Annotated in this window: 14 protein-coding genes; 7 read left to right on the forward strand and 7 right to left on the reverse strand. The window is 56.2% G+C overall.

Annotated features, from left to right (window positions below; genetic code table 11):
- Positions 1-135: 135 nt before the first annotated feature.
- The gene (locus KFE13_RS16095) at positions 136-747 is read left to right on the forward strand and encodes an HD domain-containing protein (RefSeq protein ID WP_260704381.1); all 612 of its coding nucleotides are present in this window, start codon (positions 136-138) and stop codon (positions 745-747) included.
- On the opposite strand, the gene pncA is transcribed toward KFE13_RS16095, so the two are convergent.
- The gene (pncA, locus tag KFE13_RS16100) at positions 744-1,397 is read right to left on the reverse strand and encodes a bifunctional nicotinamidase/pyrazinamidase (protein WP_260704385.1); all 654 of its coding nucleotides are present in this window, start codon (positions 1,395-1,397) and stop codon (positions 744-746) included. The two genes, KFE13_RS16095 and pncA, sit on opposite strands and share 4 nt — an antisense overlap.
- Before the next feature lie 76 nt (positions 1,398-1,473).
- On the opposite strand from pncA, the gene KFE13_RS16105 reads away from it, so the two are divergent.
- Complete coding sequence (locus KFE13_RS16105) at positions 1,474-2,061, forward strand: hypothetical protein (RefSeq protein ID WP_260704390.1); 588 nt, start codon at positions 1,474-1,476, stop codon at positions 2,059-2,061.
- 11 nt (positions 2,062-2,072) lie between these two features.
- Here the strand turns inward: KFE13_RS16105 and KFE13_RS16110 are convergent, their stop codons facing one another.
- The gene (locus KFE13_RS16110; protein ID WP_260704394.1) at positions 2,073-2,531 is read right to left on the reverse strand and encodes a hypothetical protein; all 459 of its coding nucleotides are present in this window, start codon (positions 2,529-2,531) and stop codon (positions 2,073-2,075) included.
- A 119-nt stretch (positions 2,532-2,650) separates the two neighbouring features.
- Here KFE13_RS16110 and KFE13_RS16115 point away from each other — a divergent pair, with 119 nt between their 5' ends.
- Complete coding sequence (locus KFE13_RS16115; protein ID WP_260704396.1) at positions 2,651-4,375, forward strand: acyl-CoA carboxylase subunit beta; 1,725 nt, start codon at positions 2,651-2,653, stop codon at positions 4,373-4,375.
- A gap of 3 nt (positions 4,376-4,378) precedes the next feature.
- Here KFE13_RS16115 and KFE13_RS18720 read toward each other — a convergent pair whose 3' ends face one another.
- Complete coding sequence (locus tag KFE13_RS18720; protein ID WP_390891587.1) at positions 4,379-4,696, reverse strand: DUF4136 domain-containing protein; 318 nt, start codon at positions 4,694-4,696, stop codon at positions 4,379-4,381.
- Between the two features lie 293 nt (positions 4,697-4,989).
- On the opposite strand from KFE13_RS18720, the gene KFE13_RS16120 reads away from it, so the two are divergent.
- From KFE13_RS16120 to KFE13_RS16135, 4 genes are read left to right on the forward strand one after another with little or no spacing between them, the layout of a single operon-like run.
- Entirely contained in the window at positions 4,990-5,853 is an 864-nt protein-coding gene (locus KFE13_RS16120; RefSeq protein ID WP_260704398.1) for a beta/alpha barrel domain-containing protein, read from the forward strand.
- Between the two features lie 26 nt (positions 5,854-5,879).
- Positions 5,880-6,659 (forward strand): enoyl-CoA hydratase/isomerase family protein, encoded by a 780-nt coding sequence (locus KFE13_RS16125; RefSeq protein ID WP_260704399.1) that lies wholly within the window; start codon positions 5,880-5,882, stop codon positions 6,657-6,659.
- A gap of 41 nt (positions 6,660-6,700) precedes the next feature.
- Entirely contained in the window at positions 6,701-7,138 is a 438-nt protein-coding gene (locus KFE13_RS16130) for an acyl-CoA thioesterase (protein ID WP_260704401.1), read from the forward strand.
- 55 nt (positions 7,139-7,193) lie between these two features.
- On the forward strand, positions 7,194-7,931 hold the full coding sequence (locus tag KFE13_RS16135) for an SDR family oxidoreductase (protein ID WP_260704409.1): 738 nt from the start codon (positions 7,194-7,196) through the stop codon (positions 7,929-7,931).
- Here KFE13_RS16135 and KFE13_RS16140 read toward each other — a convergent pair.
- The 4 genes from KFE13_RS16140 to cyaY all read right to left on the reverse strand — a co-directional run bounded on the left by KFE13_RS16140 (position 7,921) and on the right by cyaY (position 11,249).
- The gene (locus KFE13_RS16140; protein WP_260704411.1) at positions 7,921-8,337 is read right to left on the reverse strand and encodes a cobalamin B12-binding domain-containing protein; all 417 of its coding nucleotides are present in this window, start codon (positions 8,335-8,337) and stop codon (positions 7,921-7,923) included. The genes KFE13_RS16135 and KFE13_RS16140 overlap by 11 nt on opposite strands.
- A gap of 34 nt (positions 8,338-8,371) precedes the next feature.
- Positions 8,372-9,988, reverse strand: coding sequence for a M28 family peptidase (locus KFE13_RS16145; protein WP_260704414.1), 1,617 nt, complete (start codon positions 9,986-9,988; stop codon positions 8,372-8,374).
- Positions 9,989-9,996: 8 nt separating this feature from the next.
- Complete coding sequence (locus KFE13_RS16150) at positions 9,997-10,782, reverse strand: glycosyltransferase family 2 protein (protein WP_260704416.1); 786 nt, start codon at positions 10,780-10,782, stop codon at positions 9,997-9,999.
- A gap of 116 nt (positions 10,783-10,898) precedes the next feature.
- Positions 10,899-11,249: an iron donor protein CyaY gene (gene cyaY, locus KFE13_RS16155; protein WP_260704419.1), complete on the reverse strand. Its 351-nt coding sequence runs from the start codon at positions 11,247-11,249 to the stop codon at positions 10,899-10,901.
- Positions 11,250-11,331: the final 82 nt, after the last annotated feature.

The following is an 11,331-nucleotide window of genomic DNA, read 5'->3' on the forward strand; positions in this document are numbered from 1 at the left end:
GATTGACACCGGGTTACTGGATAGTCAAGAGAAACCCGTTGATTATTAGCATAAAAACCGGTAAAAACCGGAAAGGAACCAAAGTAGTAACTTGGATCGAGAAGGCAAGTTGTGGTGTGAGCTGCAGGAGAGCGCATGGGATTTGGCAGGCAAGAGGCGCAGGCGTTGCTCGAGGAGTGGACGAAAGGCGAGTCGTTGCGCAAGCATGGGCTGGCCGTTTCGGTGTGTACAGAGTCTTATGGCCGCCGTGAGGCAGCGCGTCTCGGAATAAGCGGCGCAGAGGCAGATGCCTTTGCCGAGCCGTATGCCTGTGCTGGGCTACTACATGACATGGACTATGAGCGGCACCCTTCGCTCGAGGAGCACCCCTTTGTCGGCGTGAAGTATCTGCGCGAGCAGGGATGGCCGGAGCCGGTGCTGCGTGCCATTCTGGCTCATGCTGACTACTCGGGTGTGCCACGAGAGTCGCATCTGGAAAAGGCGCTCTTCGCCTGCGACGAGCTTGCAGGGTTCCTGACAGCCTGCGCGTTGGTCAAGCCGACGAAGTCGATCCACGATGTCGAGGTGGCAGGCGTGAAGAAGAAGATGAAGGACAAAGCCTTCGCCCGTGCAGTGAAGCGAGAAGACATTACGGGAGGAGCGGAGCTGCTGGGGATCCCGCTGGAGGAGCATCTGGGGAATTGTCTGAGGGCGATGCAGGAGCGGGCGGGAGAGTTGGGGCTGGCGGGGAGTGAGGCGACAACTTAGCGAGTGAGCAAATCAGTAGTAGAGGAGATGCGGCTGATATGGTTGCTGGCTAGAGCGTTGCTTGTTTCCTCAACGGAACCGGGCAATTCTACTGCCCGCGTTGCGTCCTCAATCACAACGCACTCAAACCCAGCCGTCGTCCCATCAACTGCTGAGTACCGCACACAGAAGTCATAAGCCAGTCCGCAGAGGAATAGCCGTTTCAGTCCACGTTCGCGAAGATAGCCTGCCAGGCCGGTCGGTGTCTTGTGGTCGTCTTCCAGAAAAGCAGAGTAGCTGTCGATCTCGCGGCGAAAGCCTTTGCGCAGGATGAGCTCGGCATGAGGGATGCTGAGTCCGGGGTGCAGCTCGGCTCCTGGAGTCCCCTGCACGCAGTGATCGGGCCAAAGGGTCTGCTTGCCGTACGCGACATCAACCGTGGTGAAGGGAGCAGCGCCAGGATGGCTGGAGGCGAAGGAGATGTGGCCGTGCGGGTGCCAGTCCTGCGTGAGGACGACGTGCTCAAAGCGCCGCGCCAGCTGGTTGATGACGGGGACAACCTGATCTCCGCCCGCGACAGCGAGGGCTCCACCGGGGCAGAAATCGTTCTGCATATCGATGACGAGTAGTACGTCTGTAGGGACGAGTTGCATCTGCCTAAAGTCTGGCATATCCGAGGGGGTTCATTGAAAGAAATTCTCGAGACATCCTCTAGACCTCTGCGAGTTGCTGCGATGTAATTCTGCTATGCAGACAGTAGAGAGGTTCACTGCGCAGCAGCCTACAGACAGGCTGTTGAAGCGGTTATTCTGGCCCCGAATCGCGACCCGGCGCGATGTTGACCTGATCGGTCAGCAGGGCTTCTGGATCTGCGTCGTCGTGGCTTCGGTCTGGACGGTTGGCTCATTCTTCACAGCGCATGTAGTGCTTGGTCTACTGGTGGGTGCGACGTATTTTCTGGCCGCGATCGGCGTAAGAGTACATAGCATTCCCGCTGCATGGCTTGCGTTTTTCTGTCTGTTTCTCGATCGTGTCGCCACGGTTGAGGCCTGGGCACTTGGAGTGCCTGGAGGCGGCAGGCCAACGGTGGGCATTCTCGCAACGATCCTGCTCCTGATGAATATTCGCGCGACGATTCTTGCCCGGCGGTGGTTGTCTGTAGCAGTCGAATCGGTCGACGCGCAATCTTCGGCGACGTTTCTCGGAAAATTTGTGAATGAGTGGCCGGTATTGCTGTGGCCGCGGGTGCGTTATGTGTTTTACCCACTTGCGAGCATAGTAATCCTGACCTCGGTGACGGCGATCTTCTGGCTGCCGCGAATGAAAGGACTATGAGGACAACGGCATTACTTGCCCGCAGTATTCTGGATGGTTTTGATTCTGATATCGCTCTGCGTGCACGCCTTATCTTTGCAGATGCCTGCAATCCAGATTTCGCCTGAGCCAAGCATCGCTCCCCGGTAGTTGACGAAGAGGTTCTCGTACTTCTGCTTCTCAATCACATCGGCGATGTGGGGCGTCACGATCTTGTCGTAGCTGGCTACGAAAGCTTTGGGTGTGGCTATTCGCATCATGGTTTTTGTATGCGGATTGATGGTGATGGGAAAGCTCACCATCGCGGCGACGGCTTGTGTGTCGTGCTTGTCGACAGCCTGTTGGAGCGCGGTAAACATCTGCTGAAATTTAGCTGGATCGCCGACGTTGGTCTTGATGGACTGGTCTATGTCGGCGCGGCTTTGCGCGCGGATAGGTCCGGCCAGTGCAATCACGAGTTCAAGAGTTGTACAAAAACGTGCGAACGTCATGCATTCTCCTTTGCCGCAGCAATCTTGCAGCAATAGAGTACACGCCACTGGCTGGGGTTGAAGCGCGCATAAAGCCGAAGATGCTATGCTGACGAGTCTTATGGTGATGGGATGGTGCAATGGCTGAAGTGGTGAAGTCGGAGGCGGTTCTGGAGTCGAAGCTGGATACAAAGTCGTCACGGTTTACTACGAACCGCGCCGCGCTGCTGGCGCTGTTAGGAGGGATCGGCGAGCAGGAGGCCGCGATTCGACAGGGCGGAGGCGCCAAAGCCGCCGAAGCACAGCGCGCCAAGGGCCGCCTGACGGTGCGTGAGCGGCTGACGCTGCTGCTGGATGAAGGCACGCAGTTGACCGAACTGGGCCTTTGGGCTGCGCACGGTATGTATGAGGAATTCGGCGGTGCCCCCGGCGCAGGCGTTGTCACTGGGTTAGGCCGTGTAAGCGGACGGCTTTGCATGATCGTCGCGAATGACGCAACGGTGAAGGCGGGCGCGTTCTTTCCCATGACGGCGAAGAAGGTGCTGCGCGCGCAGACGATTGCGCTTGAAAACCGAATTCCAACGCTCTACCTCGTTGACTCCGCCGGCGTCTTTCTCCCGCTGCAGGAGGATGTTTTTCCGGACCAGGATGATTTTGGACGCGTCTTTCGCAATAACGCCGTGATGAGCGCGCTCGGCGTTCCGCAGATTACGGCGATCATGGGTATGTGCGTCGCGGGTGGGGCCTATCTGCCGGTTATGACCGATACGGTGCTGATGACCGAGGGCTCTGGCCTCTTTCTCGCTGGGCCGTCGCTGGTGCAGGCGGCGATCGGCCAGAAGACCGGCGCCGAAGAGTTGGGAGGCGCGACGATGCATGCAGAGATTTCAGGCACGGTCGACTTCAAGGAGCCGAATGATCATCTCTGCATCGCGCGGTTGCGCTCCCTGGTCTCAAAGATCGGTGAGCGCCCGGGAGCTCCGTTCAGCGTCATGCCATACGATGCGGCGAAGGACGCACCGCGATATGCGGCGGACGATCTCTACGGCTTGATTGATCCCGATCCTGCAAAGGCAGCGACCAACGTCTACGACATGCACGATATCATTGCGCGCCTTGTCGACCGCTCGGAGTTCGATGAGTACAAGGCCGACTTTGGCCGCACGGTGCTGTGCGGGTATGCGCGTATCGGCGGCCGTGCCGTGGGCATTGTTGCCAACCAGAAGATGCATCAGCAGCAGACGGTGGCGATGGGGCCGCAGGCAGGCACTAAGCGCACGGAGTTCGGCGGCGTGATCTACACAGAGAGCGCGCAGAAGGCTGCCCGCTTCATCATGGACTGCAACCAGAACCTGATCCCTCTCATCTTCCTGCACGACGTCAACGGCTTTATGGTGGGCAAGGACGCAGAGTGGAGCGGCATCATCCGCGCCGGAGCGAAGATGGTCTCGGCCGTAAGTACAAGCGTGGTGCCGAAGATTACGGTTATCGTCGGCGGCAGTTTTGGCGCAGGGCACTATGCAATGTGCGGCAAGGCATACGATCCGCGTTTCATCCTCGCGTGGCCCACGGCTCGCTACGCGGTGATGAGTGGCGCTTCGGCGGCCAATACGCTGGTTGAGGTGCGAGTGAAGCAGATGGAGCGCGGCGGCAAACATCTATCCGAAGACGAGAAGAAAGCAATCTACGAAGAAATTAAAGCAACGTACGACGCGCAGGCCGATCCGCGCTATGGGGCAGCAAGAATGTGGGTGGATGCGATCATCGATCCCGTCAAGACACGCGAGGTGCTGATGACTGCGCTTGAGTCATGTGCGTTGAATCCGGATGTTGCAAAATTTAATCCGGGGGTCCTGCAGACGTGATGCTCAATCCGGCGTAGAGATTCGCTGTTTTAGTTCGTCAACTAGTCGATCCGCAGATTTTATAGTTTCCTTTTCCCGATTTTTTTCGAGGCGCGCCAAGCGTCGATGGTCAGTAGTTGACCACAACAATTCTTTACTATGCGCATCCATGACGCTCAAAATGAGTTGTGGGTCAGTAACGTCGTAGCTATATACGGTCGTCTGTTTTGTGTACGAGTTATATGCTGAGCCGGTATGCTGCCCTTTATCTTCGATTACATATTTAAGCTCAATTACCAGGTCGGCTTGATCAGGGGATGGGGCAAGCGCAAATTTCCCCAACGTTTCATCTCTGCATAAAATTCATCGAATGCGAGAGACGTTCCACTACCTCCAGCATTGGTGAGAAACACAATTCTCGCATTTCGTATTACTGGGGGTAATGGTGCTTTGGGTACCTCTTTCTTTTTAAAGGAAAAGGCAGGAGTAGCTAAAACAATGAAAGTCGCACATGCAAAGGCCTTGTTTATTAAACGCATTAAAATCCTCTATTAGAGCTTCCCTATTGAACTAGCATTTAGGCTTAGATCGAGTAAATACGACATAAGTGTGGCATACAGTTGTTGGAGTTAGAAGTGATCAAGATCATTGAATGTCCGCGAGACGCATGGCAGGCCCTTCCAGTTCATATTCCCGCTGAGATCAAGGCGGACTATCTTCGTGTGTTGATCGCCGCGGGCTTCAAGCACATCGATGCAGTCAGCTTTGTCTCTGCTGGAGCCGTGCCGCAGATGGCGGACTCGGAGAAGGTTCTCGAATACCTCGATCCACCTGACGATACGGAGATCATTGGCATCGTGGTCAACGCGAAAGGGGCCGAGCGTGCAATCAAGACCGAAGCCGTGCAGACGCTGGGATTCCCCTATTCCATCTCGCCAGGCTTTCTGCAGCGCAATCAGAGTCAGACTCCTGAAGAAGCACTGGAGGCGCTGGAGCACGTGGGTGAAATGGCCTATAAAGCGAACCTCGATGTGGTGGCGTATATTTCGATGGCCTTCGGCAACCCGTATGGCGATGCGTGGTCGATCGATGAAGTGGTCGATGCCTGCGACCTGCTGATCGACTCGGGTGTGAAACAGATCTCGCTCGCAGATACGGTTGGCGTTGCGACGCCGAAGCTTGTTGCCGATGTTGTCAGTGACGTGCTGGCCGTGCACGATGAGATCGAGATCGGCGTTCACCTGCATGCGCGCTATGACGGCGCACGTGAACTGGTGCGCGCTGCCTACAATGCTGGGTGCCGCCGCTTCGATGCAGCAATAGGTGGCCTTGGAGGCTGTCCATTTGCACAGGATGTGCTGGTGGGCAATCTGCCGACGGAGATGGTGTTGGAAGAATTGCGCGCGTTAGGGGCAGAGTTGCCGCCGATGCGGCCACTGGATGGCCTGCAGTCGGCGAGCGCAGAGATCGCACGCAAATACGGAGCGAAAGCGCAGTAATCGTGGCAGCATCGGCAGGAGGCGTTGTGAGTTTCAATACGATTCTGGTGAGTGAAGACGATGGTGTGAGGACGATCACGCTGAATCGCCCGGAGCGCCGCAATGCGATGACTCCCGAAATGCAGGACGAATTGATCGCCGCATTGTATGCCGCTGCATCGGACGATTGCCGCGTTGTGGTGCTTGCGGGAGCTGGCGAATCCTTTTGCGCAGGACTTGATCTGGAGCACCTGAAGACGTTCGCGGACAAGTCAACGGAAGAGCACACAGCGGATGCGCAACGAATTGCGAGGCTCTTTCGCGCACTCTACGAGCTGCCCAAGCCTACCATCGCCGCAGTGCATGGAGCGGCTGTGGCTGGTGGCACCGGTCTTGCGACAATCTGCGACTTCACGCTTGCGGTGCCGGGCGCAAAGTTCGGCTATACCGAGGTCAGGATCGGCTTCGTGCCTGCGCTGGTTTCAGCGTTTCTTGCGCTGCAGGTTGGCGACAAGCGCGCGCGTGACATCCTGCTGACGGGCCGGCTCTTCACAGCGGAGGAAGCAGAACGATGGGGACTCGTCAACGAGGTGGTCTCTGCCGAAGAGTTGGCGAATCGAGTCAACACAATGGCGAATCAACTGAAGGCCAACAGTCCGCAATCGATGGCTGCGACCAAGAAGCTGCTGGCTGCACAAAACAACGCATGGCTTGAGGTGGCGATAGATCGAGCGATGGCTGCAAATGCAGAGGCCCGCGCAACGCATGATTTTCGTGAGGGAGTTACGTCCTTTCTCGAGAAGCGTAAGCCGGTCTGGGGAAAATAGCTGTCCCTCGCGTGCCGAACCTGCTTCGATACACTGAAAAGATGAGTGAGGCATTAGGAACAACGGGAAAGATTGTAGGGTCGCGCGTACGCGTGCGTTATGCGGAGACCGATCAGATGGGCGTGGTCTATCACGCCAATTACCTCGTCTGGTTTGAGGTTGGCCGCGTGGAGTTTATTCGCAGCCTGGGGATGGACTACCGGTCGATGGAGCGCGAAGATGGCATCGGCATTGCGGTCGTCGATGTTTCGGCACGCTACAAATCTCCTGCCCGTTATGACGACGAACTGATTATTGAAACGAGGCTGAATGCTGCACGTGGCGCAGTCATCAAATTCGGTTACAGGATTGTTAGAGCTGCGGATAGCACACTCTTGTGCGAAGGCGAAACCGTGCATGTTGTGGTCGGCAAAGATATGAAGAAGCGCGCATTGCCGGAAAAATACGCGAAACGTTTTGCCGAGGTCCTCATCTCATAGTCATCAACATAATGCATGATTGCAGAAGGCAATCAAATGGGAAGGTGGCATTCGGATGAGCACAGCGAAAAAAGTTGCACTGATTTCAGGCGCGAATAAGGGAATTGGTCTTGAAACAGCACGCCAGCTTGGGCGGCAGGGGATCACGGTTATTCTTGGCGCACGCGATCTTGCCAAGGGCGAAGCAGCGGCGGAGCAGTTGAAAAAAGAAGGCATCGACGCGAGCGCAATCCGGTTTGATGTCGTCAACGAAGCCGATATTAAAGCAGCGGTCGATAAGATCGAGAAGGACTATGGCAAGTTGGACATCCTCATTAACAATGCGGGTGTCATGTTGGAACCGATCGGTGGAAACAACACGACCACGGTTTCCGAAGACATTCTCCGTAAAACCTTCGAAACGAACTTCTTTTCTGCCATTGCCGTTACAAATGCTTTTCTGCCGTTGCTCAAGAAAAGCGAAGCGGGTCGCATTGTGAATGTATCGAGCATTCTGGGCTCGCTCACTCTGCATGCCGCCGAAGGCTCGCCGATCTATGAAGCGAAGGCGCTGGCCTACGACTCCTCAAAGACGGCGCTGAATGCCTATACCATTCACCTGGCGCACGCGCTCAAGGGAACGAAGATCAAGGTGAACTCGGCACATCCCGGTTGGGTGAAGACCGATATGGGGACCGATGCGGCGCCGATGGATGTTGTGGATGGTGCGAAGACTGAAGTAGAGCTGGCCACCCTTGGCCCGGATGGACCGACAGGCGGCTACTTCCATCTGGGCGAGGCGCTTAGCTGGTAAGTAAACCGCGTAGCTTTACGTTATCGCGGATAAATTGAACGGTTGTCTCAAGCGGTGTTCCCGGCCCAAAAATGGCCGCGACGCCGCTTTCTTTCAGCCGCGAAAAATCTTCCTCAGGAATCGTCCCGCCAAGCACCAGCAGGATGTCCTCGGCTTTTTGTTCACGTAGCAGGGCAGCGATACGTGGCACGATCACGTTATGCGCGCCAGACAGGATCGACAACCCAATACAGTCGACGTCCTCCTGGATGGCCGCATGGACGATCATCTCCGGAGTCTGTCGCAATCCGGTGTAGATGACTTCCATGCCGGCATCACGCAGCGCACGAGCAATCACTTTGGCTCCACGATCGTGACCATCGAGGCCAGGTTTGGCGACAAGAACGCGAATCGGCGGCTTCGTCATGCGCAGCGAGTATACGTTGTCCCGCAGCGAGCCGTCACTGCTCAGGTGCGACAGGCGCGCCCGCTGCGATAAAAGGGATCGTCTCGTTGGAATCAGCCAGATCTGCGACAGACCGGAAGACAAGCCTCACGATGCGCGTCGTTTTGGGATAATTGATGCGGTCGGCCGAATCGTTTTCGGTGTGATAGTCAGGATGCAGCCCGGTCTGAAACTCAACCTGCGGAATATGCATCGTCGCAAACCAAAAATGATCGCTGCGCGACCACAGCGAATCCGGATCAACGGCATCCATCTTGTAGTCGAGCTTTAGTTTCTCAGTCTTATTTTCGCGGTCGATAACGCGGCGCAGCGCCGGGTTGTAGCGCGTTCCCAGTACATTCACCATATTGCTGTTGTGATCCACAGGAGTCGGCCAGTTGGCGTCGTTCTCATCGCGCCCAATCATATCGAGGTTCACGGTTGCTACGGTCTGGTTGATCGGAACTACTGGATGCGTCACATAAAAATACGATCCGAGGAAGATGCGCTCTTCCGCGTCGTAAGAGATAAACAGCACGCTGCGCTTTGGGCGGATATTGCCATGCACAAGCGCACGGGCTACGCCGAGAATCCCGGCAACGCCAGAGGCGTTATCGTCGGCACCGTGGTAGATGTGCCCATCGGATACCCCCATGTGATCGTGATGCGCCGTCACGATGATGGTCTGCGATTTAAGCTTCGGGTTGGAGCCCTCAAGCAGCGCAATAACGTTTCGTCCTTGACGGGTTTCGAGTCCCGTTAAAGCTTTCGTCATGCAGACAGAACTTTGAGGAATCTCAAGCGAGGCAGGTTGCAGCGTGCGATCGATGGCCGCCTGTAGATCATCCGTTTTCTTACCGCTCGGTGCCAGCAGTTGATCTGCGATCTCACGCTTCACCAGAAATGCAGGGATGTCCCACATTTCGCCGGCCAGAGCGTAGGACGTCGTCGAAGCAGGACGAGGGGATGTCGGCGGAATCGGTTTGATCACGCGAGGTAGGCGATCCTGGACCAACAGGATTCCCGCTGCACCGCGTTTGCGAAGCTCCTCAAGCTTTTGCCACTGAAAGGCATGGTAGGTGTCGAGTGCACCCATGAACTTCGAAGCCGCATCGTTCGCCTGAGGCTCACGAATAAAAATCAGAGCGATCTTGCCCTTTACATCGATATTTGCGAAGTCGTTGTAGCCATACTCCGGTGCATCGATGCCGTATCCGGCGAAGACGACGGGGCCGCAGACCTTGCCTGGGCGCAGGCTCTGGCGCACCCACTGGAAATCCTGACTGAACTGGTAGCGATGATCTGCGCCATCGATGGTTGCCGTCATCGCCGTGTTCTCTTTATCCACCTCGCCCGAGACGATATCCATGTTCTGAAAGTAAGTGCCGTTGTCGCCCATAGGCTTCAGGCCAAGACGCATGAACTCGGCAGCAATGTATTCGGTGGCGATACGGTCTTCGCGGCTCGTCGTATTGCGGCCAGCCAACTCGTCAGAGGCGAGGAAGGTAATGTCGGCGCGAATATCCTGTTCACGGATCAGCGCGGCAGCGCGGTCGATGCTCTGGCTATATACCGGAGCTGCAATCAGGCTCAGCGATAGAAAGGAAGCGGTTGCCGTTTGAAATAGGCGCATACCGCATCCTACCGCTTACGAGCGATCTGCCAGGCCTTGGAGTATTTCCAACTCGTATACGTCGAGTGGTAAAGGTGCAGCAGCAGGCCTTCACGACCATCGCGAAATCCTCCGCGGAAAAAGAAGTTCCAGATGAAGGTCGCCGAAGGGATCACAAAGATATTGTGAAAGAAGGCGTAGAGCGATTTGCCGGTCTTGCCCTTTTCGAGAAGAATCTGCGCCCCAAGCGTGCTGTAGCGATCCATGTGCTCGAGATAGCTCTCGATCGTGGGGTAGGCGTGGTGGATCAGGTCGTGCTCCAGTGTCTCCAGATTGCCGTCGAAGGCAATCGTTTCGTGCACGGGCCGCTCGGTGAAGCGAGCCGGCGGAGCAAAATTCGCCGAGTGCTTGCGAAAAAGCCGCAGTTTGGGATCGGGATAGTAGCCGCCATGCTTCATCCATCGCCCCAGAAACAGATTGCGTCGACGCACCATGTACGCATCCGCCGAAGGCTTGCCGAGCAGCAAAGCCGCAATCTCGCGCTGCAGCTCAATCGTTACTTCCTCATCCGCATCGAGCGACAGCACCCACGTTCCCGAGCATTTTTCAATCGCTGAATTTTTCTGTTGCGCGAACCCCTTCCACGGCTCGCTGATGACCTTCGCGCCAAACTCGCGTGCGATCTCCAGCGTGCGGTCCGTCGAGCCAGAGTCCAGCACGATCACCTCATCGGCGAATCGCACACTCGCCAACGTACGCGCCAGATTCTCTTCTTCGTTGAGAGTGATGATGGCGACCGATAACGTTGGCTGCATAGCTTCTGTGGAGAACTCTACTGATCCGATATGTTGAGCAGGGAATGATGCGATACAGGGATTGTGACACATTCCATCCGGTTACCGGTCACGTGATGCAAGCATTTATCGCCGATTTACGAGAGCGTAATGCTCTCATCGCCCAGATGCTCACGCAACAGCCGCTGTGTCAGGGTGCGCAGGTCCTCGCCGGTCTTTGGCAGACGGAAGGCCTGAGCCTCTTCCACCCAATCCAGTTTGAAACTGGTCGTCAGCGCCGAGATCCATATCTGCCGCACAGGCGTATTCGGCGTAAAGACAAACTTGCTGCCATCATGTTCGAACAGTACGTTCAGCACGCCGTTTTTCTCTTCCGTCTCAAACGGAATCTCGTCGGATTCACTCTCTTCTTCCGCACGGATCAGGGACTGTTTCAACGCTTCAAGGGCGCGGTCGGACTCACGGCGAAAGCTGTTTTCATCGAGCATAGGGTTAGTGTAGCGTTGCGGCCGCCCTCTCACCAGCACTTCAGTCCGGTAAAATGAAAGCAGGGCAACGGGCACAAGTATC

The organism is Edaphobacter flagellatus, from assembly GCF_025264665.1.
In the GTDB taxonomy this organism is placed as follows: Bacteria; Acidobacteriota; Terriglobia; order Terriglobales; family Acidobacteriaceae; genus Edaphobacter; species Edaphobacter flagellatus.

Excerpts from the sequence above, each read along its gene's own strand:
- KFE13_RS16095 (WP_260704381.1), top strand. The coding sequence starts at position 136 with ATGGGATTTGGCAGGCAAGAGGCGCAGGCGTTGCTCGAGGAGTGGACG.
- pncA (WP_260704385.1), bottom strand. The coding sequence starts at position 1,397 with ATGCCAGACTTTAGGCAGATGCAACTCGTCCCTACAGACGTACTACTC.
- KFE13_RS16105 (WP_260704390.1), top strand. The coding sequence starts at position 1,474 with ATGCAGACAGTAGAGAGGTTCACTGCGCAGCAGCCTACAGACAGGCTG.
- KFE13_RS16110 (WP_260704394.1), bottom strand. The coding sequence starts at position 2,531 with ATGACGTTCGCACGTTTTTGTACAACTCTTGAACTCGTGATTGCACTG.
- KFE13_RS16115 (WP_260704396.1), top strand. The coding sequence starts at position 2,651 with ATGGCTGAAGTGGTGAAGTCGGAGGCGGTTCTGGAGTCGAAGCTGGAT.
- KFE13_RS16130 (WP_260704401.1), top strand. The coding sequence starts at position 6,701 with ATGAGTGAGGCATTAGGAACAACGGGAAAGATTGTAGGGTCGCGCGTA.
- KFE13_RS16135 (WP_260704409.1), top strand. The coding sequence starts at position 7,194 with ATGAGCACAGCGAAAAAAGTTGCACTGATTTCAGGCGCGAATAAGGGA.
- KFE13_RS16140 (WP_260704411.1), bottom strand. The coding sequence starts at position 8,337 with ATGACGAAGCCGCCGATTCGCGTTCTTGTCGCCAAACCTGGCCTCGAT.
- KFE13_RS16145 (WP_260704414.1), bottom strand. The coding sequence starts at position 9,988 with ATGCGCCTATTTCAAACGGCAACCGCTTCCTTTCTATCGCTGAGCCTG.
- KFE13_RS16150 (WP_260704416.1), bottom strand. The coding sequence starts at position 10,782 with ATGCAGCCAACGTTATCGGTCGCCATCATCACTCTCAACGAAGAAGAG.
- cyaY (WP_260704419.1), bottom strand. The coding sequence starts at position 11,249 with ATGCTCGATGAAAACAGCTTTCGCCGTGAGTCCGACCGCGCCCTTGAA.